18 protein-coding genes are annotated in these 21,184 nt (G+C 63.1%); 9 read left to right on the top strand and 9 right to left on the bottom strand.

Features of this window, described 5'->3' with window-relative positions; translation table 11 throughout:
- Positions 1-516 precede the first annotated feature (516 nt).
- On the top strand, positions 517-1,173 hold the full coding sequence (locus tag Q0094_RS02510; RefSeq protein ID WP_297614921.1) for a hypothetical protein: 657 nt from the start codon (positions 517-519) through the stop codon (positions 1,171-1,173).
- A 34-nt stretch (positions 1,174-1,207) separates the two neighbouring features.
- Here the strand turns inward: Q0094_RS02510 and phaZ are convergent, their stop codons facing one another.
- A complete protein-coding gene (gene phaZ, locus Q0094_RS02505; protein WP_297614919.1) occupies positions 1,208-2,470 on the bottom strand; it encodes a polyhydroxyalkanoate depolymerase in 1,263 nt (420 codons plus the stop codon).
- A 147-nt stretch (positions 2,471-2,617) separates the two neighbouring features.
- Here phaZ and phaC point away from each other — a divergent pair, with 147 nt between their 5' ends.
- The 3 genes from phaC to phaR all read left to right on the top strand — a co-directional run bounded on the left by phaC (position 2,618) and on the right by phaR (position 5,702).
- The gene (gene phaC, locus Q0094_RS02500; protein WP_297614976.1) at positions 2,618-4,393 is read left to right on the top strand and encodes a class I poly(R)-hydroxyalkanoic acid synthase; all 1,776 of its coding nucleotides are present in this window, start codon (positions 2,618-2,620) and stop codon (positions 4,391-4,393) included.
- Positions 4,394-4,523: 130 nt separating this feature from the next.
- Positions 4,524-4,976, top strand: a complete 453-nt coding sequence (locus tag Q0094_RS02495; RefSeq protein ID WP_297614917.1) for a phasin family protein — start codon at positions 4,524-4,526, stop codon at positions 4,974-4,976.
- A gap of 174 nt (positions 4,977-5,150) precedes the next feature.
- Positions 5,151-5,702 carry a polyhydroxyalkanoate synthesis repressor PhaR gene (gene phaR / locus Q0094_RS02490; protein ID WP_297614915.1) on the top strand — a complete coding sequence of 184 codons (552 nt, stop codon included), beginning with the start codon at positions 5,151-5,153 and terminating at the stop codon, positions 5,700-5,702.
- A gap of 71 nt (positions 5,703-5,773) precedes the next feature.
- Here the strand turns inward: phaR and Q0094_RS02485 are convergent, their stop codons facing one another.
- The 8 genes from Q0094_RS02485 to Q0094_RS02450 form a co-directional block, all read right to left on the bottom strand.
- The gene (locus Q0094_RS02485) at positions 5,774-8,023 is read right to left on the bottom strand and encodes a molybdopterin cofactor-binding domain-containing protein (RefSeq protein WP_297614913.1); all 2,250 of its coding nucleotides are present in this window, start codon (positions 8,021-8,023) and stop codon (positions 5,774-5,776) included.
- A gap of 3 nt (positions 8,024-8,026) precedes the next feature.
- Complete coding sequence (locus tag Q0094_RS02480) at positions 8,027-8,491, bottom strand: (2Fe-2S)-binding protein (protein ID WP_297614911.1); 465 nt, start codon at positions 8,489-8,491, stop codon at positions 8,027-8,029.
- 80 nt (positions 8,492-8,571) lie between these two features.
- On the bottom strand, positions 8,572-8,898 hold the full coding sequence (locus Q0094_RS02475) for a multidrug efflux SMR transporter (protein WP_297614909.1): 327 nt from the start codon (positions 8,896-8,898) through the stop codon (positions 8,572-8,574).
- A gap of 144 nt (positions 8,899-9,042) precedes the next feature.
- On the bottom strand, positions 9,043-9,999 hold the full coding sequence (locus tag Q0094_RS02470) for an ABC transporter permease (RefSeq protein WP_297614907.1): 957 nt from the start codon (positions 9,997-9,999) through the stop codon (positions 9,043-9,045).
- A complete protein-coding gene (locus Q0094_RS02465; RefSeq protein WP_297614905.1) occupies positions 9,992-10,999 on the bottom strand; it encodes an ABC transporter permease in 1,008 nt (335 codons plus the stop codon). Before Q0094_RS02465 ends, Q0094_RS02470 begins: the two co-directional genes overlap by 8 nt.
- Before the next feature lie 86 nt (positions 11,000-11,085).
- Positions 11,086-12,792: a peptide ABC transporter substrate-binding protein gene (locus Q0094_RS02460; protein ID WP_297614903.1), complete on the bottom strand. Its 1,707-nt coding sequence runs from the start codon at positions 12,790-12,792 to the stop codon at positions 11,086-11,088.
- A gap of 29 nt (positions 12,793-12,821) precedes the next feature.
- The gene (locus Q0094_RS02455; protein ID WP_297614901.1) at positions 12,822-13,859 is read right to left on the bottom strand and encodes an ABC transporter ATP-binding protein; all 1,038 of its coding nucleotides are present in this window, start codon (positions 13,857-13,859) and stop codon (positions 12,822-12,824) included.
- Entirely contained in the window at positions 13,852-14,859 is a 1,008-nt protein-coding gene (locus Q0094_RS02450; RefSeq protein WP_297614899.1) for an ABC transporter ATP-binding protein, read from the bottom strand. Before Q0094_RS02450 ends, Q0094_RS02455 begins: the two co-directional genes overlap by 8 nt.
- Positions 14,860-15,085: 226 nt before the next feature.
- Here Q0094_RS02450 and argE point away from each other — a divergent pair, with 226 nt between their 5' ends.
- The 5 genes from argE (at position 15,086) to Q0094_RS02425 (ending at position 21,133) form a co-directional block, all read left to right on the top strand.
- Complete coding sequence (gene argE, locus Q0094_RS02445; protein WP_297614896.1) at positions 15,086-16,246, top strand: acetylornithine deacetylase; 1,161 nt, start codon at positions 15,086-15,088, stop codon at positions 16,244-16,246.
- A gap of 4 nt (positions 16,247-16,250) precedes the next feature.
- Positions 16,251-17,423 (top strand): M20 aminoacylase family protein, encoded by a 1,173-nt coding sequence (locus Q0094_RS02440; RefSeq protein WP_297614894.1) that lies wholly within the window; start codon positions 16,251-16,253, stop codon positions 17,421-17,423.
- 11 nt (positions 17,424-17,434) lie between these two features.
- Entirely contained in the window at positions 17,435-18,598 is a 1,164-nt protein-coding gene (locus Q0094_RS02435; RefSeq protein WP_297614892.1) for a M20 aminoacylase family protein, read from the top strand.
- Positions 18,599-18,619: 21 nt separating this feature from the next.
- The gene (locus tag Q0094_RS02430; RefSeq protein WP_297614889.1) at positions 18,620-19,783 is read left to right on the top strand and encodes a M20 aminoacylase family protein; all 1,164 of its coding nucleotides are present in this window, start codon (positions 18,620-18,622) and stop codon (positions 19,781-19,783) included.
- A 99-nt stretch (positions 19,784-19,882) separates the two neighbouring features.
- The gene (locus tag Q0094_RS02425) at positions 19,883-21,133 is read left to right on the top strand and encodes an META domain-containing protein (protein ID WP_297614887.1); all 1,251 of its coding nucleotides are present in this window, start codon (positions 19,883-19,885) and stop codon (positions 21,131-21,133) included.
- Positions 21,134-21,184: the final 51 nt, after the last annotated feature.

Raw genomic sequence — 21,184 nt, 5'->3', positions numbered from 1 at the left:
GATCTCCTTGGATGAACCTGTCGACCGCAGTTCGGCCGACATGACCCATCTTCGGTCAGGCCGCCGGTGCCCGCCTGCTTGCGAACGTATGGTCTGGCACGGACAGGCGACTGGTGCTTTGGCACGCATGCGCGATCTTGCGCCCCGACAGGACGGATCATCTTGCCATTGAGTGCGGTGTGCGGTGCTTTGCGTCAGGGGTTTGGGTTGTTTGCCCGCCCCGTCGTGCAAAAGACAACCGCGCATGGGACGACTGACCCAAATTGGCCGCGATCAATCCGAAATCGGGTATGGTTGAGGCTGTTGACTATGGTCAATGCAGCCTGATCCACGCCGCGCCAGCCTGTGACCCATCGGGGTAGCGAGGGGCAGGGCGTCATCATGAAAACCGGATTTGGACAGAGCCGATGGCTTGCACCACGGGCGCGCTTGCTTTGGCTTGTGCTTGCCCTTTCGCTTTGTCCGCCAGATGCCCGCGCCGACACCGCGTGGGATGGGCGCTATCTTGCCCTTGGGATGGCCATTGGCCGCCAAGGGCTTGATCTGGATGGATTTGCACAGACGGTCAACGGGCACAGCTTGCGGCAAGCTGGGTCGCGGGCCGATATCGGCTTGGCGGGGCTTGGGTATCGCGCGGCGCGGGGCGGCATGCATCTGGGCGGCGAGATCGAACTTCAACCCGGCCCGCGATCCCTGGCGCAGTATCCGCGTTGCGTATTTGGCCAGAATTGTGCCGCTGCGGGTCTGTTGGGGCGGGTCGGGCCGATATATCGGCTGCGCGCCACCATGGGCCGAGACATCGGGGTGGGCGTCTTGATGTCAGGGGGGCTGGGGATATCAATGGCCAAGGTCTCGGTCAGCCATGCTTTCGCGCAAGCTGCCAGCGCACAGGGCGGATCGGGGGTGATCACCTCGGCGATCTCGCCCTTTGCGGTCGATGATCTGGCCCTTGGGGCGCATGTTGTGATCGGGGTGGAACACCGGGTCAGTGCGCGCGCGGCGCTGCGCGTCGATCTGGTGCATGAGCGGCTGTGGGTCGACAACCATCGCCATGTCTTCATTCTGACGACGACCACATCGGGCAACAACACCGCCACCGCGCAGATCAGCGAGGCTGGCCGCTTTGTGATCGACGCCACATCGGTGCGGCTGTCGCTTGTGATGCGCTTCTAGGCCATGTGGCCTTGGGCAAAAGCGCGGCTTGCCCTTAGCTCACGGCGCGCACGGGGTTTTTGGGCATGTCGCAATTGGCATCGATGAAATCCAGCACCAGGGGCCGGATGTTGTTGCGCCAGCTCTTGCCCGCGAAAATCCCGTAATGGCCAGCCTCTGGTTCCAGATAGGATGCCTTGCGCTGCGCAGGCAGGCCGGTGCACAGATCAAGCGCTGCCACGCATTGCCCCGGCGCCGAGATGTCATCCTTGCCGCCCTCGACCGTCTTGACGGCGACGGTGGTGATCTTGCCGATATCCACCCGCTTGCCGGCGACCACAAATCTGTTCCCGGCGATTTCAAGCCCCTTGAAGATGCGCTCGACCGTAGAGAGGTAGAATTCCGCCGTCATGTCCATCACGGCCAGATATTCGTCGTAGAACTTGTTGTGCTTGTCATGATCGCCCGCTTCGCCCTTTGCGACCCGCAAGACCTGGTCGCCAAAGGCCTTGGCGTGCGTTTCGGCATTCATCGCCATAAAGCTCGAAAGCTGTTGCAGGCCGGGATAGACCAATCGCCCCGCGCCCGCATATTTGAAGCCGACGCGCTGGATCGCCATGCGCTCGAGCTGGCCCATGGTCACGCGGCGGCCGAAATCGGTGACATCGGTGGCCGCAGCATCGGGGTTGATCGGCCCGCCGATCAAGGTCAGCGTGCGGGGCTGGGCGCTGGGATCTTGCTCTGCCAGATAGGCGGTGGCCGCCAAGGCCAGCGGCGCGGGCTGACAAACGGCGATCACATGCGTGTCGGGGCCCATGATCCGCAGGAATTCCACCAGATAGAGCGTGTAGTCTTCGATATCGAACTTGCCCGCGCTGACCGGAATGTCGCGCGCATTGTGCCAATCGGTGATATAGACGTCACAGTCGGGCAGCAGGCTGCGCACGGTCGACCGCAGGAGGGTCGCGTAATGGCCGGACATCGGCGCCACCAGCAAGACCTTGCGGCCCGTGGGCGCGCGGCCATGCACCTTGAAACGGATCAGATCGCCAAAGGGCCGGGGCGTGACGCGTTCGACCGTGACCATGTGGTCGCGCCCGTCATCAGCCGGGATCGAATGAATGCCCCAGTCAGGCTTGACGGCCATGCGCGCAAAGCTGCGCTCGGTCACTTCGCCCCACGCGGCGGTCAGCTTGATCATCGGGTTCGCGATCAGCCCGAATTGCGGATAGGAACACATTGCGCGTGCCGTGGATCCCATCCACTGATTGGTCACACGCATGGATTCCATGATGTCATAGGTGAGCATGTAGCGCATCGACGTCTCCTGCCTGACGACCCGCTGCACAAGCACGGCCCCGGATCAAATCGTCGCTTTGCCCCCTCACCCTGGCGCAGCTAAGATTAAGTGAACCATTAACAAGGCGAAATCAAGGTGGCACGAGATGACTCGAAAGAGGGCGAGATGGGTGAGAGCCTTGAGCGCCTGAACCAGAACCTCTCGCGGATGGAGGATCTGTCAAAACGACTCGTTGCCGCGCTGAGCGCGCGCAAGCCCGGCGATGCCGGGCTGGAGGGGCCGGGGCAGGATCTGATGCTCAAGGCCGGCATGGCCATCTGGCAAGAGGCCCTGACCAATCCAGCCAAGCTGATGGAGCGTCAGGTGCAGTATTGGTCACAAACCCTGACGCAATACATGGACCTGCAAAAAGAGCTGGCACAGGGTCATTTCGTCCTGCCCGCCGGCGACACCCCACCCGAAGATCGCCGGTTTTCCAACCCGCTTTGGCAAACGCACCCCTATTTCAACGCAATCAAGACCCAATACCTGATTTCCGCCGAAGTCATGCGCAACGCCGTCGAAGAGCTCGAAGGCCTCAGCCCGCGCGACAAGAGGCGGGTGGAATTCTTTGCCGGTCAGATCATCGACCTTTTTGCGCCGACCAACTACCTTGCCACCAACCCCGACGCGCTGGAAAAGGCCGTGCAGACCGAAGGTGAAAGCCTTGTGAAGGGGCTGGAAAACCTTGTGCGCGATCTGGAGGCGCGCCATGGCGAATTGCTTCCGGTGCTGGCCGATCCCACCGCGTTTCAGGTCGGCCAGAACATCGCCACCGCCAAGGGATCGGTCGTGTTTCGCAATCGGATGATCGAGGTGATCCAGTATGCGCCGACCACCCCAACCGTGCATCAGACACCGCTGGTCATGTTTCCACCCTGGATCAACAAATTCTATATTCTTGATCTCAAGCCGCAGAATTCCCTGATCCAGTGGATCGTCGATCAAGGCTATACGCTGTTCGTGGTCAGCTGGAAAAACCCCGATGCAAGCTACGCGGAAACCGGTTTTGAGACCTATATCGAAGAGGGCTATCTCAAGGCGATCGATGTGGCCTGTGCCATCACCGGCGAGGATCAGGTCAACGCCATCGGCTATTGCGTGGCCGGCACGACCCTTGCGCTGACCCTTGCGCTCAAGGCCAAGCGCGGGCAGGCGCGGGTAAAATCCGCGACCTTCTTCACGACCTTGACCGATTTCGCCGATCAGGGCGAATTCACCCCGTTTCTCGACGGCAATTTCGTCGACGCGATCGAACGTCAGGTGGCAGCCGAGGGCTATCTGGACAGCCACTACATGTCCAAGACGTTTTCCTATCTGCGCGCCAAGGATCTGGTCTATGGGCCTGCCGTGCGCAGCTACATGATGGGGGAACCGCCGCCCGCCTTTGATCTGCTGTTCTGGAATGGCGACAGCACCAATCTGCCCGGCAAGATGACGGTGCAGTATCTGCGCGGTCTGTGCCAGGACAACGGCTTTGCCGGTGACGGGTTCGATCTGATGGGCGAGAAGCTGCATGTGTCGGATGTGACGCTGCCCATCTGTGCCATCGCCTGTGAAAACGATCACATTGCCGCCTGGAAAGACAGCTTTCGCGGCATCGTGCAGATGGGATCAAAGGACAAGACCTTCATCTTGTCAGAATCGGGCCATATCGCAGGTATCGTGAACCCGCCCTCGAAAAAGAAATATGGCCATTGGCAGGGCCCCGAACCGATCGGCACACCCGATGGCTGGAAAGCCCGGGCCGCTTATCATGAGGGGTCATGGTGGCCCTATTGGGAAAAATGGCTGGCAGCGCGCGCGGGTGCCATGGTTGCCGCCCGCATGCCGGGGTCCGAATCGCACCCCAGCTTGGGACCGGCCCCGGGTACCTTTGTCACGGAAAAGCTAAGCGGCTGATCGAACGACAGAAACCGAGCGAAATGCTGCAGCGCAGAAAAAGTGTTGACTTGCTGCGCTGCAGCATGCATATATGCTGCATACGCACAGCACAGCCCCGTTGTACCGGGGCCCACCCCGGAGAAGACCAATGGCACCCAAGACCAACGATTTCACCAAGATGATGTCCGACATGATGTCGAGCTACCCGATGGACATGACGGCCATGACCGACGCCTTCAAATCCTCGGCTGCGATGGGCGAAAAGATGACCAAGGTCATTCTGGACGCCGCCGAGAAATCCACCGACATCTCGTCAAAATGGACCAAGGACACCATTGCCAAGCTGGCCAATGTTGCTGCCGCCAAATCCGAGCCGACCGACTACACCAAATCGGTGACCGATTTCGCGTCGGCTCAGGCTGAAATGGCTGCTGAAACCATGGCAGCTTTCGCGGAAATCGCCAAGAAAGTGCAGATGGAAACGGTCGAGCTGATGATGGCTGCCGGCAAGGAAGCCACCGAAGAAGCGACCGCTGCCGTCAAGAAAGCGACCGCCGAAGTGACGACCGCTGCCAAGAAAGCCGCCTCCGCCGCCAAGTGAGCGACGCGCAAGCGCACAGGAATTCGTGCCGGCGTCCTCCCCGCAGGCATGAACACCAGAAGGGCAGGCCCATGTGGCCTGTCCTTCGCATTTTCTGCCCGTGCACAATAAATTTGCATTTCCCGCTCAGGCGCGTAGGCTTTGCATGCTGCATGGCACGAAGGGATACGGCTCATGGCGGACACAAGCGCACCGCTTCTGATCAAGCGATATGCAAGCCGCAGGCTCTATAATACCGAAACCTCGGATTACGTGACGCTGGAGGATATCGCGGGCTTCATCCGTGGTGGCCGTGAGGTCAAGATCGTCGATCTCAAATCCGGCGATGACCTGACCCGGCAATATCTGCTCCAGATCATCGCCGAACATGAAAGCCGTGGCGAAACCATTCTGCCCATCGCGGTTCTGACCGATCTTGTGCGCAGCTACACCAACCAAGCCTCGACCGTTGTGCCCGATTTCCTGACCATGAGCTTCGAAATGCTCAAGCAGGGCCAATCGAAGATGATGGAAAACATCACCGTCATCAATCCTTTGGCGAAAATGCCCGGATTTGAGGCGATGCGCGCCCAGCAAGAGGTCTTCCTGAAGGCGATGACGGGCGGCATCGGCGCGCAATGGTCAGGCCCGGCCACCGACGACGGCGATGACAAGCCTGCCTCCCAGGAACTGGACGACATCAAGCGCCAATTGGCCGAATTGCAAAGCAAGCTGAACCGTCTTTAGCATCCCACCCGATCGCGTGGCGGCCCGGGCGCTGTCGACCGGGCGTGTTTTTGCGCCAAGATCACCGACTGTCAGCTTACAAAGCGCAGCCGCTTGTTGAGCGGCAGGTCACGTATGCGCGTGCCCGTCAGATCAAAGATCGCATTGGCCAGCGCCGGTGCGGCGGGGGGCGTTCCGGGTTCGCCCACACCGCCGATATGCCCCGAAGTTTCCAGAATACGCACCGCGACTTGCGGCATCTGGTGTTGGCGCAGCGCGTCATATTCGGTGAAATTGCCCTGATCGACAGTGCCACCCGAAAAGCTGATTTCTTCCATCATCGCAGCCGACAGACCATAGACCAGCCCACCCACCATCTGCGCCTCGATGATCGAAGGATCGAGCGCGGTCCCGACGTCACAGGCCATCCACGCGCGGCTGAGCGCAATGGCGCCGTCTTGATCGGTCACTTCGATCACGACGGCCACGGGCGTGTGAAAGGAATGGGTCATCGCCACGCCCATGCCGGTTCCGGGCGCGCGCGCGCGATCCCAGCCCGACATTTCGGCCACGGCACGCAAAACGCCTGCGCTGGGCGCATGTTCGGCTTCGGCCAAGTCCAGCCGGAACGCCAAGGGATCGCGGCCTGCGGCAATCGCCATCTCGTCGATGAAGCTTTCCATGAAAAAGCCGTTGAAGGAATTGCCGACCGACCGCCAAAAGCCGATCGGCACGGACAATTCGGCCAGATGCCCGGTCACGCGATAGTGGGGGATCGCGTAGGGTTGGTTGAACATCCCCTCCACATGGCCCTTGTCGGGGCCGGGCGGCGCGTTGCCCGTCATGCGCGCCATCGCCTGACGGCTGACCGATGGCGCGGCCACCCGACCATCAAGGGCAAGGGCCGCGCCGTCGCGCAGCACGCCCCGCATCCGGGCACAGGCCGCGGGGCGGTAGAAATCATGGCGCATGTCTTCCTCACGCGACCATGTCACCAGCACCGGCGTGCCCGCCATGGCCTGTGCGATGCGTGCGGCCAGCACGACAACATCATTTTCGCCACGCCGCCCGAACCCGCCGCCCAGATAGGTGACGTGGCAGCGCACCTGTTCGGGCGCAAGTCCCACAGCACGCGCGGCCGCCATTTCGGCAAAGCCCGGCGCTTGCGACCCGGTCCAGATGTCCAACCCGCGGGGGGTGAAATGCGCCGCCGCACTCATCGGTTCCATCGTGGCATGGGCCAGCCATGGCACGCTGTATTCGGCCTCGATCACCTGGTCTTCGGCGCCAATCTGCACGGCATCAACATCGCCGTCGTCGCGCAGCTTGGAATTGGCGGGGCCATCCAGCGCGGCGCGGATCACGGTCAGCATTTCGAGCGAGCTGTCCGGGTAGGGGGCGGGGGCCCATTCGATCGCCACGGCCTCGGCGGCCTTCATGGCCGTCCAGGTGGTCGTCGCCACCACCGCGATCCCATGGCCCAGATCGACCACCCGCTCTACCCCCGGTATCGCCAGCGCCGCGCGCGCGTCAAAGGACACCATCGCGCCGCCCAGATGCGGGTTCATCCGCACCGTCGCAAAGCGCATACCGGGCAGGCGTACATCGATGGCGAATTGAGCGGTTCCCGTGACCTTTTCCACCATGTCGAGCCGCGGCATGGCACGGCCAAGGTATTTCCATTGCGACGCCGGGCGCAATTCGACCTGGCGGGGGGGGCCGATGCGGGCGGCATCTTCGGCCAGATCCTGATAGCTGAGTTCGACGCCCCCCGGTGCGATCACGCGGCCATCGCGTGTCTCAAGGCTGCCCATGGCGACGCCCAGCCGATCTGCGGCTGCTTGTTTCAACACCTCGCGCGCGGTGGCCCCCGCCTGGCGCAGCTTGTCATAGGCATCCAGGCTGGAGGTAGACCCGCCCGTCACCTGCAAACCGATCATTTTGGGCAAGACCGACATCGCCTCGACCATCACTTCCTGAAAGCCGGTGCGGTCGTAATCTGTCGAGGGAAGCGCATGGCTCATCAGGCCTGCGTTGAAATAGGCTTGCGCGGCGGGCCCGTGAATGACCCGGATCTGGTCCCATGCCACGTCCAGCTCTTCGGCCAACAGCGCGGGCAGGGTGGTGTAGACACCTTGCCCCATCTCGGCGCGCGCCGCGATCAGCGTGACGCCGCTTTGATCAATGATGATCCACGGGTTCAATGCCACCCCATCGGCGCCGGGGTCCAGCGGGTTGGGCAGTTCGCGGCGGTATTGCCAGACGCCGAATGCCACGCCCCCGGCCATGGCGGCCGACCCGATCAGGAACGTGCGGCGTGCGATCTTGCCCCAATTGGCCATGCCTCAACCCTCCCGCAGGGCGACGGCGGCGGCATGGACGGCCGCACGGATCCGCGGATAGGTGCCGCAGCGGCACAGATTGCCCGCCATGGCGGCGTCAATATCGGCATCGGTGGGCGCGGGGGTTACGGCCAATAGATCGGCGGCTTGCATGATCTGGCCCGATTGGCAGTAGCCGCATTGCGCGACCTGATGGTCGATCCACGCCTGTTGCAGGGCATGAAGGGCGGCGGGCGTGCCCAAACCTTCGATGGTGGTGACAGGCCCCCAGACATCGGACAGCGCCACTTGACACGATCGCACGGCCTGACCTTCGATCTGGACGGTGCAGGCCCCGCAGGCTGCAACACCACAGCCATATTTGGTGCCCGTCAGCCCCAGCGCATCGCGCAAGACCCACAACAGCGGCATGTCGCCGGGCAATTCGACCAGATGGGCAGTGCCGTTGACGGTCAGGGTGGTGGCCATTTGTCCTCCGGGCGGTCTTGTGCCGATCAGGTAGCGATGCGCTGCCTTGCGTCAAGGGGCAAGACCCTCACGACGTGGCGTCAATGCGTGGCCCCTGACCAGATGTTCAAGACCACGACCCCTGCCACGATCAGCCCGATCCCCAAGAGCGCGGGCAGATCCAGCCTTTGGCCATACATCGCCCAACCGATCACCGTGACCGCGGCCACGCCCACGCCTGACCAGATCGCATAGGCGATGCCCAGGGGGATGGTACGCAACACCTGAGCCAGCATGAAAAAAGCGATGCCATAGCCCGCGACAACCAGCACACTGGGCCCAAGGCGAGTGAAGCCATCCGAGGCCTTCAGCGCCGTGGTGCCGATGATTTCACCGGCGATCGCAATGGCAAGATAGAGCCAGGGCATGGGCCTGCCTTTCGGGATATGCTTTCCACCTCCGCTTAGGCCGCCCCGGTCGGACCCGCAAGCGCGGCTCGCAAAGGGAGGGGAAAACCGGAGTTTTCCCGCGCGAAAAACCCAAGGTTTTTCGCCCCCGCTTGCGCGGGCGGTTCAGCGCCCGCGAATGCGCGGGTCAAGCGCGTCGCGCAAACCATCGCCGATGTAATTCACCGACAGCACCGTGAGCGAGATCGCCATCCCCGGCCAGATCACGCGCTCGGGATTCTGCGTCAGCCAATCGGTGGCGTCAAACAACAGCCGCCCCCATGTCGGGAAATCCGACGGAAACCCAAGGCCCAGAAAGGACAAGGCGCTTTCCGTGATGATCGCATTGGCAATGCCCAGCGTCGCCGACACCATGATGGGCGACATCACATTGGGCAACAGATGACGGGTGATCATGCGACGGCTGGGCGTGCCGATCGAGCGGGCGGCCAGAACGAATTCGCGTTCCTTCAGCGCCAGCACCTCGGCGCGCACCACGCGCGCGGTCTGCATCCATGAGGTGACGCCGATCATGAACACGATCAGCACGAAAATGCCGCCTTCGGGGCCGAAATTCGCCCGCAGCGGGTCGCGAAACAGCATGATCGTGACCAGCAACAGCGGCAAGAGCGGCATTGCCAGAAACAGATCGGTGGTGCGCATCAACAACCCGTCAAGCCGCCGGAAATACCCCGCCAGAACCCCCACCAGCGTGCCCAGAAGCAAGGCCAGCGCCATCGCCGTCAGGCCCACCGCGATCGAGGTCTGCCCGCCCGCCATCATCCGCGCCATGGTATCGCGGCCCAGCTGGTCGGTGCCCATCGGATGGGCAAGGCTGGGCCCTGCATTGCGGGCGCGGATGTCGATGAATTGCGGGTCCATCGTCCACACGAGCGGGCCAACAAAGACAAACAGCAGCGTGAAGACGAAAAACCCAAGCCCGAACAGCGCACCCTTGTGGGTCTTGAATTGATCCCAGACATCCCACCATTGATTGCGCGGGGCGGCATAGGTCTCGAATTCTGCCGCAAGGGCGGGTGTGGCCGGTGCGGGCGCTGCGGTGCGATCTGCGGTCTCAGTCATAGCGGATCCTCGGATCAAGCACGCCATACAAGATGTCGGCAATCAGGCTGAACAGGACGATCAGCACCGCAAAGATGAAGCTGACGGTCTGCACCACTGGCACATCGCCGCTTTGAATCGCGATGATCAGAAGCTGGCCGATGCCGTTCACCTTGAACACCTGTTCGGTGATGATCGCGCCGCCGAACACGGCCGGCACGTTCAGCGCGATCACGGTCACCACCGGGATCATCGAGTTCTTCAGCACATGCACCAGCACGACGATCTTTTCGGTCAACCCCTTGGCGCGCGCGGTGCGCACATAATCCTGATTGAGATTGTCAAGCATCGAGGCGCGCAGGTAGCGGCTGATCTGGCTGGCATTGTACAGGCCCAGCACCATCACCGGCATGATGATCTGCTTGAGCTGCACCACAAAGCTGTCCCAGTCGGTCACCACATGGGTGGTGTTGTAGACCGACGGAAACCAGCCAAGGTTCACCGCAAAGATCACGATGAACAGCACACCGGTGAAAAAGGTGGGCACGGAAAACCCCACCATCGAGATGAAGGTGCCGACCTGATCGAAGATCGAATATTGCCGGTAGGCCGAAATGATGCCCAAGGGCAGCGCGATCAGGATGCCCACGATATAGGATGTGCCAACCACCCAGAGCGTCTGGGGCATGCGCTGGGCGATCAGATCCATCACCGGGCTGCGGGTCTGGTAGGAAATGATGCGCGGGCCTTCGGGGGCCACCGGCCAGCCGGTCGCCCCTTCGATGAAATGCAGCGGCTCATCCCAGACCATCAGCTTGAGCCATTTGAAATACTGCACAAAAACGGGATCGTTCACGCCAAGGCTTTCGCGGATCAGTTCGCGCACGTCGGGCGGGATGGTCAGCGGCAGGCTTGCCGTCGGATCCGAAGGCGACAGCTTGACGATCAGAAAGATGATGAAACTGATGAACAGAAGCGTCGGGATCGCAAGGATCAATCGCCGGATCGTGTAGGTCAGCATGGGGCCAACGCCTCGGGTCAGAAGTTTCGGGTCAGGAAATGGCCCGCGCCACGAGGGGCGGCGCGGGCCTGTGTCAGATCACACCGTCACTGGGCGCGGCGCCAATCCATGATGTTCCACAGTTCGCTGTCCCAATCCGACATCAGATGCCCCTCCAGCGTGGCGGCACGGGCCGAAACGCCACCCCGATGCACCAGCGGCACGATGGCATAGTTCTGCATCAGCATGTCGTTCATGGCGCGCGCCAGACGGCCACGTTCCTGAAGATCGGCTGTGCCTGCCATCTCGCGGATCATGGCATCGTATTCCGCCATGCAGAAGCGCGGGATGTTGGCCCCCTGCCACTGGCTCGACGGGTTGGGTGCCTGATCGCAGGCCCAGTCGGCCATATAGGCCTGTGGGTCGACACCGGCGAAGTTGTTGGTGTACATCTGCACATCGGCAAAGAACTTCTGGAAGGTATCCGGGGATGCCGGATCGCCGCCAAAGAACACCGAAGCGTCGATGTTGCGAAGCTCGGCATCGATGCCGATTTCCGACCACCACTGCTTGATCAGCGCCTGCGTGTCCTGACGCACGGCATTGGTCGAGGTCTGGTAAAGCACGCGCAGCGGCATGCCGTTGTATTCCCGGATGCCGTCACCATTGCTGTCCACGATCCCCGCCCCATCCAGAAGCGCGATGGCGCCGGGAATATCCTGCACGAGGCAGGCGTCATTCGCGGTCGAGGCATAAAGCTCGGGCGCGGGCAGCACGTTGCAGGTGGCCTTGCCACCGGCGCCATAGCCCACATCCACGATCAACTGACGGTCGATGGCCATCGACATCGCCTGAACGATGGTCTGGTTGGTCAGGAAGGGGTGCGCGCCGCCTTCGGCGGTAGAGCGGGTATCGCCCAGCGCCGCATCGGGGTTGGTCTGGTTGATTTCGATCCGCTCGACCGAGGTGCCGAAGGATGTCATGACCACGCAGCGGCCCTGTGCTTCCATGCCCGCCAGAATGGTCGGATCCATCTGCAGGTTCCAGGCGTAGTCAAACTCGCCGGTCTCACAGACCGAGCGCGCCGCCGAGGTCGCATCGCCGCCACCCTTGAAGGTCACGGTCGCGAAATGGGGACGGTCGGGAAAGCGGAAATTCGGGTTGGCCGACAATTCGATCACGTCGTTGGGCCGGAATTCATCCACGACAAAGGGGCCGGTGCCGATGGGGCCGAAATTCGCATCCGTGCATTCGGGCGCGCGCGCCCCGAGGCAATCGGCGAATTGCGCGGCCTGGAGCACCGGGCTCTCGGAGCCGACGAAGGCCGTGTAGGGGAAGGGCGTGGCCTCCGCGAAGGAGATGCGGATCGTCCGGTCATCGACCGCCTCGATCGCGGTCACGCCGTCGAAATAGCTCGACTGGGCGCAGCCGCCTTCGGGATGGGTGCAATAGGTCCAGGTAAAGACGAAATCAGCCGCGGTCAGCGCCGATCCATCCGACCATGTGATGCCATCGGCGATGGTCCAGGTAATCGAGGTCAGATCCTCGGAGATGCCGCCGTTTTCAACCGTCGGCACGCTTTCGGCGAGCCACGGCGTGATGGTGCCGTCCTGGTTGAAGCGGGCCAGCGATTCGAGGATCAGCGAGGCTGATTCGACCTCCTTGGTGCCGCCCGAGAGATACGGGTTCAGCGTCGAGGGGGCTTGCCAGTAAATGATGTTGAGATGGCCCGACGCTCCGCGTTCGGCCATGGCCGCAGCCGGCGCAAGGGCCAGCGCGGTCGCGCCAAGCAAAAGGGAATACCGTTTTTTCATTGGTCTGTCTCTCTCTCCTTGTTGGGTGCTCATGCCCCGGTGGATTGTGCCGCATGCGCTGCAGTCTTCTCGGTTTCTTTGGTGTAGAGATGGCAGGCCACAAACCGGCCCGGCGCGATCTCCTGAATGTCGGGGTCGATCCGGCGGCAAATTTCCATCACCTGCGGGCAGCGGGTGCAGAAATTGCAGCCATCGGGCGGGTTGGCGGGCGATGGCACATCGCCTTGCAAGATGATCCGGTTCGCCGCGTCATGGATGGCCGGGTCGGGTTCGGGAACGGCTGACAACAGCGCCCTCGTGTAGGGATGCAGCGGGTCCTCATACAGCGCGTCGCGCGGCGCCAGTTCGACCACCCGGCCCAGATACATGACCGCCACACGATTTGCGATGTGACGCACCATCGACAGATCATGCGAGATGAACAGATAGGTCAGCCCAAGGCGGGCCTGCAATTCCTCAAGCAGGTTGACCACCTGCGCCTGGATCGACACATCGAGCGCCGCAATGGGTTCGTCACAGACGATGAATTTCGGGTTCAAGGCCAAGGCGCGCGCAATCCCGATGCGCTGGCGCTGGCCGCCTGAAAAGGCATGCGGATAGCGATTGGCGAAATCGCGGTTCAACCCCACCGCATCCATCAACTCGTAGATGCGCTCAAGACGCTGATCCGCGGTCAGGTCGGTATGTTCCTGCAGCGGCTCACCGATGATGCCCGCGACCGTCATGCGCGGGTTCAAGCTGGCTTGCGGGTCTTGAAACACCATCTGCATCTTGGGGCGCAGGCGGCGCAGCTTGTCAAAGGGGGCGTGGGCGATTTCTTCGCCATCGATCACGATCGAGCCGGATGTGGGGTCATAGAGCCGCAAGATCGCCCGCCCGCAGGTCGATTTCCCACAGCCCGATTCCCCCACAAGCCCAAGCGTTTCGCCCTCGTAGATGTCAAAGCTGACGCCATCCACCGCCTTGACCGACCCGGTCAGGCGGCGCATCAGCCCGGTGCGGATCGGAAAGTGCATCTTGAGGTCGCGCACTTCGACCAGTTTCCTCGCGCCGCTGGTGTCAAACATGGCGCGCGGCCCCCGATTTGAAATCCCAAAAACAGGCCACGTCGTGGGATGCGCCCAGATCGAAGCGCGCCGGATTTTCGCGCGCGCAGCGATCGAAGGCCTGTGGACAACGCGCGCGAAAGGGGCAGCTTGCGGGTGGTTTGGACAGTATCGGCGGCTGGCCCTGGATCACGCGCAGCTTGTCGTTGCGTGCGCCGCGAATATGCGGCACGGTTTCCAGCAGCATGCGGGTATAGGGATGTTGCGGATTGGCGAACAATTCCCGCACCGGGGCCTGTTCCACCACCTGGCCGCCATACATCACCATCACCCGGTCCGCGATACCCGCGATCACGCCCAGATCATGGGTGATCCAGACAATCGCCATGCCCAACTTCTGACGCAGCTCCTTGATCAGTTCAAGGATCTGCGCCTGTATCGTCACATCAAGCGCGGTCGTCGGCTCATCGGCGATCAGCACCTTGGGCTCGCAAGCCAGGGCAATGGCGATCATCACGCGCTGGCGCATGCCGCCTGAAAACTGGTGGGGGTAATCGGCCAGCCGCGCGCGCGCATCCGGAATGCCGACCAGATCGAGCAATTCCGCCGCGCGGGTCGCGGCCTGCGTCTTGGTCAGGCCCATATGGGTGCGCAACGGCTCCATGATCTGATAGCCCACGGTAAAGACGGGGTTGAGCGAGGTCATCGGGTCCTGGAACACCATCCCTATGCGTGCCCCGCGAATGGCGCGCAGCGCATCTTCGGGCGCATGGGCCAGATCCTGGCCTTCGAACAGCACCTGACCGCCCCGAATTTCGGCCGGTGGCATCGGCAGGAGCCGGATCAGCGACATCATCGTCACGGATTTTCCCGAACCCGATTCACCCACCACACCCAGCAATTCACCCGGCTTCAGCGTGAAGCTGACATTGTTGACGGCATGGACCTCACCGCTGCGGGTGCGAAAAACCGTCTTGAGGTCCCTGACATCAAGGACAAAGGGCGTGGCCCCATCGGGCATCAGCAGATGCTCCCCATCCTGTTGGCGCGCCGCTTCTTGTGGTGGGGTGAGCGGCTGAAGATTTCGGCGACGCTAACATGAATTTTCCATGCGACAAGCCGCAATCATCGCATCATGCCAGATGCTTCATCATTTGCTCAGCGATTGAGCAGCTTTCGCGCGCTCGGGCTTGACGGCCCCGCGTCGCTGGCACAGGGTCGAGGCTACAACCAAGCCGGAGCATGCCATGACGGATGTTTTGAGCCCCCGGGCTCTCTTGGACAAGCTTGTGTCCTTTCCCACGGTCAGCCGCGACAGCAATCTTGCGCTGGTGGATTGGGTCGGGGATTACCTTGCCAGCCATGGCATCGCCAGCCATCGCGATTACGATCCGACCGGGCAGAAAGCCAGCCTTTATGCCCATGCAGGCCCCGATGTCACCGGCGGCGTGATCTTGTCGGGCCATACCGATGTCGTGCCTGTCGATGGTCAGGCATGGACCAGCGATCCTTTCAGCGTGCTTGAAAAGGACGGCAAGCTTTACGGGCGTGGCACCTGCGACATGAAGGGGTTCGATGCGCTCGCCATCTGGGCCACGGTCGAGGCGCACCGGCGCGGCGTGAAGCGGCCCTTGCAACTGTGCCTGTCGCGCGACGAGGAAATCGGCTGCACCGGCGCGCCGCCGATGATCGCCGCGATGCAGGCCCATATGCCCAAGGCCGCGCTGGCCATCATCGGCGAGCCGACCGAATGGGGCATCGTCAATGGCCACAAGGGCGGCGTGGGGCTGGATTTGCATGTCCACGGCTACGAGGTGCATTCCTCGATCGCCCATACCGGCGTTTCGGCGGTGATGGAGGCGGCACGCCTGATCGACTGGGCCAATCGCACCAATGCCGAAAACGCCGCAAAAGCCGATCCCGCCAGCGATTACGACCCGCCCTATACCACGCTGCATGTGGGCATGATCCAGGGCGGCACCGCCCACAACATTACCGCCAAGGATTGCACATTCGTGCTGACCGCGCGCTGCATCCCGCAAGAGCCCAACACCCAATGGGCCGCCCGCATGATGGCCGAGATCGCGCGCATCGAGGCGGGCATGAAGGCTGTGCGCCCCGAGACCGGCATCACCGTCGTGCCGCGCTGGGATGTGCCGGGCCTGCGCGCCGAACCAGATGGCGTGGCCGAGGCGCTGATCCGCCGCCTGACCGGCGAGAACGGGACAAGCGTGGTCAGCTACGGCACCGAAGCCGGTCAGTTTCAGGCCGCAGGCTATTCGGCCATCATCTGCGGGCCGGGCAATATCGCACAGGCCCATCAGGCCAATGAATACATGCATGTCGAACAGCTGACCCGTGGCGAGGGCTTCATGGAGCGGCTTTTGGGCATGCTGAACGAGCGATAGCGCCATGCCCGTCAAGAACCGTCTGGCCGAATTGCACGATGACATCACCGCCTGGCGGCGCGATCTGCATGAAAATCCGGAAATCCTCTATGATCTGGCGCGCACCTCGGCGCTGGTGGCCCAAAAGCTGCGCGATTTCGGCTGTGATGAGGTGGTGACGGGCGTGGGCCGGGCGGGGGTGGTGGGCCTTATCCGGGGCCGGTCGGACAGCCGGGGCGCCTGTGTGGGCCTGCGCGCCGATATGGATGCGCTGCCCATGTCGGAAAAGACCGGGCTGCCCCATGCCAGCAAGACACCGGGCAAGATGCATGCCTGCGGCCATGACGGGCATACCGCGATGCTGTTGGGGGCGGCCAGATATCTGGCCGAGACGCGCAATTTCGACGGCACGGTCGTGCTGATCTTCCAGCCCGCCGAAGAGGGCGGCGCGGGCGCGCTTGCGATGATCGAGGATGGTCTGATGGACCGCTTCGGCATCGCCGAGGTGTATGGCATGCACAATGAACCGGGTCTGCCCGTGGGCGAATTCGGCGTGGCGCCCGGGCCGATCATGGCGGCGGCCGATGAGCTGCGCGTGGTCATCCGTGGGCGCGGCGGCCACGCCGCCCAGCCCCATAACGTGATCGACCCGGTGCCTGCGGCCTGTGCCACGGTCATGGCGCTGCAAACCGTGGCCAGCCGGTCGGTCGATCCGTTGAAATCGGTGGTCGTGTCGATCTGTGTGATGCAGACGGAATCGGCGGCCACCAATGTGATCGACGACACCGTGACGCTGGCGGGAACCGTGCGCACGCTCGACGAAGCGGTGCGCGATCTGGCCGAGGCGCGGATCAAGGCCATCGTGACCGCCACCGCCGAGGCCTATGGGTGCAGCGCCCAGATCACCTATGACCGCGGCTATCCCGTGACCGTGAACCATGAGGACAACGCGCGTCTCGCCGCCGAGGTGGCCGAGGCGGTCGCCGGTCCGGGGCGCGTGCGCTGGGGCCGTCCGCCGCGCATGGGGGCCGAGGATTTCAGCTACATGCTGCAATCGCGCCCCGGTGCCTTCGTGCATATCGGCAATGGCAACACGGCCAAGGTGCATCACCCGGAATATGATTTCAACGATGCGGCCATCCCCTATGGATGCAGCTTCCTTGCCGAGCTTGTCGAACGCCGCATGCCTGCGGGCTGAGGGAAAGAACCATGCCGATCAAGAACCGCTTTGCCGAAATGCTGCCCGAGATCATGGGCTGGCGGCACCATCTGCACGAAAATCCCGAACTGCTCTATGAGGTGCATGAAACCGCGGCCTTTGTCGCGGCGCGCTTGCGCGAATTTGGCGTGGATCAGGTGGTGACGGGCGTGGGGCGCACCGGCGTGGTGGGCATCATCCGGGGGCGGGGCACATCGACGCGCGCCATCGGCTTGCGTGCCGACATGGACGCGCTGCCCATCGAAGAGGCCACGGGGCTACCCTATGCCTCGAAGGTTCCGGGCAAGATGCATGCCTGCGGCCATGACGGGCATACCTCCATGCTGCTCGGGGCGGCCAAATATCTGGCCGAGACGCGCAATTTCGACGGCAGCGTGGTGGTGATCTTTCAACCGGCCGAGGAGGGCGGGGCAGGCGCCAAGGCAATGATCGATGATGGCCTGTTTGACCGCTTCCCGATGGATGAGGTCTATGGCATCCACAATGCGCCCGGCGTGCCTTTGGGCACGCTCATGACCCGCCCGGGCCCGCTTCAGGCCAGTTCGGACGAGTTCGAGATCATCGTAAAGGGCAAGGGGGGCCATGCCGCCGAACCGCATCGCGCCATCGACACCACATTGGTTGCCGCCCATATCGTGATCGCGCTCCATTCCATCGTGTCGCGCAATGTCGATCCGCTCAAGCGCGTGGTCCTTACGGTTGGCACCTTTTGGACCGACAGCGCCGCCTCCAACATCATCCCGGATGAGGCGCGGATGGCCGGCACGGTGCGCACGCTTGACCCCGAATATCGCACCATCGCCGAGGCGCGCATTCGCGATGTCGTGACCCATACCGCCGCCGCCTATGGCGCCACGGCACAAATGATCTGGGATCCCGGCTATCCGGTGACGGTCAATGACCCACAAGGCGCCGCGCGTGCCGCAGACGCCGCGCGCGCGGTTGGGCTTCACGTGATCGACGACGCCGATCCGATCATGCCGTCCGAGGATTTCAGCTACATGCTGGAACAGGTCCCCGGCGCCTATGTGTTCCTTGGCAATGGCGACACGCCCATGTGCCACCATCCGAAATATGTGTTCGACGACGAGGCCATCCCCTATGGGTGCAGTTTCTTCGCCGAACTGGTCGAGCGACGATTGCCGACCGCCTGACCCTTGAGAAGGAGATCAAAGATGCCCGTCAAGAACCGTTTCGCCGAGCTTCTGCCCGAGATCACCGCCTGGCGGCGCGATCTGCACGAACACCCCGAAATCCTGTTCGAGACGCACCGCACATCGGCGATGGTGGCCGACAAGCTCCGGGATTTCGGCTGTGACGAGGTGGTGACCGGCATCGGGCGCACGGGCGTCGTGGGGATCATCAAGGGCCGATCGAACACATCGGGCCGCACGATCGGCTTGCGTGCCGATATGGACGCATTGCCGATCCACGAGGCGACGGGGCTCGACTACGCCTCGAAAACCCCCGGGGCGATGCATGCCTGCGGCCATGACGGGCATACCGCGATGCTGCTTGGGGCGGCAAAATATCTGGCGGAAACGCGCAATTTCGACGGCACGGTGGCGGTGATCTTTCAACCCGCCGAAGAGGGTGGCGGCGGCGGCCGCGAGATGGTCAATGATGGCATGATGGACCGCTGGAACATCGCCGAGGTCTATGGGATGCACAATTGGCCCGGCGTGCCCACGGGCAGCTTTGCCATCCGCTCTGGCCCCTTCTTTGCCGCCGCTGACCAGTTCGACATCTATCTGACGGGCAAGGGCGGGCATGCCGCCAAACCGCAGGAAACGCTCGACACCACGGTCATCGCCTCGCATCTGGTGCTGGCCTTGCAAACCATCGCCAGCCGCAATGCCGACCCGGTGAAACAGGTCGTGGTCTCGGTCACCAGCTTCGAGACGGGGTCGAAAGCCTATAACGTCATCCCCGAAACCGTGCATCTCAAGGGCACGGTGCGCACGCTTGATGCGGGCATTCAGGACATGGCCGAGGCGCGGCTGAAGGCCATCGCCGAAGGCACCGCCGCGACCTTTGGCGGGGTGGCGCGGGTCGATTACCGGCGCGGCTATCCGGTGATGGTCAATTCCGACGCCCAGACCGAATTTGCCGCCGATGTGGCGCGCGCCGTCGCGGGCGATTGCGCCGAGGCGCCGCTGGTCATGGGTGGCGAGGATTTCGCCTTCATGTCCAACGCCCGGCCCGGCGCCTATATTCTGGTGGGCAATGGCGATACCGCCAATGTCCACCACCCCAAATACAATTTCAACGATGATGCGATCCCTGCCGGGTGCAGCTGGTGGGCCGAGATCGTCGAACGGCGTTTGCCTGTGGCCTGACACGACCGCGTGACAAGGGCCCAAGGCTTGTGCGCAAGCACTTTGCGCACAGCGCAGCGTTGGCTATGCTTGTCTCCAGTTACCGCAAGAGGCCCTGTCATGTGGCGTGTGTTCGTTTTCCTTGCCGCTATGGTGCTGCCCCATGCGCTGATCGCGCAAGACCAGCGCAGCCTGTCGGGCAGCGTCAGTTATCTTGAACGCATGGCTCTTGCACCCGAGGCGCGTGTGATCATCGAGGTGCTGGGCCCTGATCTGTCGCGTCTGGCCGAGGCGCGCATCCCGACCGACGGGCAGCAGGTGCCCATCATGTTTCAGATCGACCTTCCCGACACCGTCACGGGCAGCTTGCGCGCCGGTCTGGCCATCGGGGGCCGTGTGGTCTGGCTGGGTGCGCCTGTTACCGTTGCACCCGACGGTGCCGATGATCTGGGCGAGATCATGCTGGCCCGTCACACGCCCATGGGATTTGTGGCCGATTACCGCTGTGGCGCCGTGGATGTGCATGTGGGGTTGTCCGATACGGGTCTGGTGCTGGATGTGGCGGGCGCGCGCCGGCTCTTGCGCGCCGTTCCCGCCGCATCGGGGGCCCGATACGAGGCCCCGGACGATCCAATGACCTCTTTCTGGTCGCGATCCGACGCGGCGCTTGTCTCGGTCGACGGGATCGAGCTGGCACAATGTCATCTCGCCCTGCCCACCCCCGAGACGCCGTGGCGCGGGGGCGGCAACGAACCCTTCTGGTCGGTCAGGGTCGATGCGGGGGTAATGGCCCTGAGCCGCTTGGGGATGCAGGATCTGATCCTGCCGCTCACGGCGCCGCAAATGACCGATGCCGGGGACATTGTGGTGATTGCGGCCGATCCCGACCGCGCCTTGCGCGCCGTTCTGCTGCGCCGCCCCGTGATCTGTCGCGACACCATGACCGGCATGCCGCATCCCGAGACCGTCGCCCTGTCGATGGGCGATCACACGATCCATGGCTGTGGCGGCGATCCCGCCCGTCTCCTGCATGGTCGGACCTGGCTGGTCGAGGATATCGCCGGCGCGGGTGTGATCGATCGCGCGCGGGTGTCGCTGGGATTTGGCACCGATGGCCGTGTCGCGGGTTCGGGCGGGTGCAACCGTTGGTTCGCCCGCTTTGATCTGACCGGCGAGACGCTGAGCATCGGGCCTGCGGGGGCCACGATGATGGCCTGTGCGCCCGCGCTGATGGATCAGGAACGCCGCTTTCTTGCAGCGCTGTCCGTGGTCAGGGGCTTTGACATCGACGCGACCGGCGCGCTTGTCTTGCTGGGCCCGGATGGCGCCGTGATGACCTTGCGCGCCGCAACCGATGGCAGCGCGCCCTAGCGCATGATCGGGCGTCTTGTCCGCGCCAGCCCAAACCAGATCCCCATGCCC

Source organism: uncultured Roseicyclus sp. (assembly GCF_937892565.1).
Classification (GTDB): domain Bacteria; phylum Pseudomonadota; class Alphaproteobacteria; order Rhodobacterales; family Rhodobacteraceae; genus Roseicyclus.
The sequence above is the reverse complement of the archived record's forward strand: the minus strand, read 5'-3'. Positions and strand labels throughout refer to the sequence as shown.

What these genes read in the sequence shown, in the direction of transcription:
- Q0094_RS02480 (WP_297614911.1), bottom strand. Translation starts at nt 8,491, where the DNA reads ATGGCCACCACCCTGACCGTCAACGGCACTGCCCATCTGGTCGAATTG.
- Q0094_RS02425 (WP_297614887.1), top strand. Translation starts at nt 19,883, where the DNA reads ATGTGGCGTGTGTTCGTTTTCCTTGCCGCTATGGTGCTGCCCCATGCG.
- phaR (WP_297614915.1), top strand. Translation starts at nt 5,151, where the DNA reads ATGGCGGACACAAGCGCACCGCTTCTGATCAAGCGATATGCAAGCCGC.
- Q0094_RS02485 (WP_297614913.1), bottom strand. Translation starts at nt 8,023, where the DNA reads ATGGCCAATTGGGGCAAGATCGCACGCCGCACGTTCCTGATCGGGTCG.
- phaC (WP_297614976.1), top strand. Translation starts at nt 2,618, where the DNA reads ATGGGTGAGAGCCTTGAGCGCCTGAACCAGAACCTCTCGCGGATGGAG.
- Q0094_RS02460 (WP_297614903.1), bottom strand. Translation starts at nt 12,792, where the DNA reads ATGAAAAAACGGTATTCCCTTTTGCTTGGCGCGACCGCGCTGGCCCTT.
- Q0094_RS02510 (WP_297614921.1), top strand. Translation starts at nt 517, where the DNA reads ATGGCCATTGGCCGCCAAGGGCTTGATCTGGATGGATTTGCACAGACG.
- Q0094_RS02450 (WP_297614899.1), bottom strand. Translation starts at nt 14,859, where the DNA reads ATGCCCGATGGGGCCACGCCCTTTGTCCTTGATGTCAGGGACCTCAAG.
- argE (WP_297614896.1), top strand. Translation starts at nt 15,086, where the DNA reads ATGACGGATGTTTTGAGCCCCCGGGCTCTCTTGGACAAGCTTGTGTCC.
- Q0094_RS02440 (WP_297614894.1), top strand. Translation starts at nt 16,251, where the DNA reads ATGCCCGTCAAGAACCGTCTGGCCGAATTGCACGATGACATCACCGCC.
- Q0094_RS02465 (WP_297614905.1), bottom strand. Translation starts at nt 10,999, where the DNA reads ATGCTGACCTACACGATCCGGCGATTGATCCTTGCGATCCCGACGCTT.
- Q0094_RS02475 (WP_297614909.1), bottom strand. Translation starts at nt 8,898, where the DNA reads ATGCCCTGGCTCTATCTTGCCATTGCGATCGCCGGTGAAATCATCGGC.
- Q0094_RS02455 (WP_297614901.1), bottom strand. Translation starts at nt 13,859, where the DNA reads ATGTTTGACACCAGCGGCGCGAGGAAACTGGTCGAAGTGCGCGACCTC.
- phaZ (WP_297614919.1), bottom strand. Translation starts at nt 2,470, where the DNA reads ATGCGCTACATGCTCACCTATGACATCATGGAATCCATGCGTGTGACC.
- Q0094_RS02495 (WP_297614917.1), top strand. Translation starts at nt 4,524, where the DNA reads ATGGCACCCAAGACCAACGATTTCACCAAGATGATGTCCGACATGATG.
- Q0094_RS02470 (WP_297614907.1), bottom strand. Translation starts at nt 9,999, where the DNA reads ATGACTGAGACCGCAGATCGCACCGCAGCGCCCGCACCGGCCACACCC.
- Q0094_RS02430 (WP_297614889.1), top strand. Translation starts at nt 18,620, where the DNA reads ATGCCCGTCAAGAACCGTTTCGCCGAGCTTCTGCCCGAGATCACCGCC.
- Q0094_RS02435 (WP_297614892.1), top strand. Translation starts at nt 17,435, where the DNA reads ATGCCGATCAAGAACCGCTTTGCCGAAATGCTGCCCGAGATCATGGGC.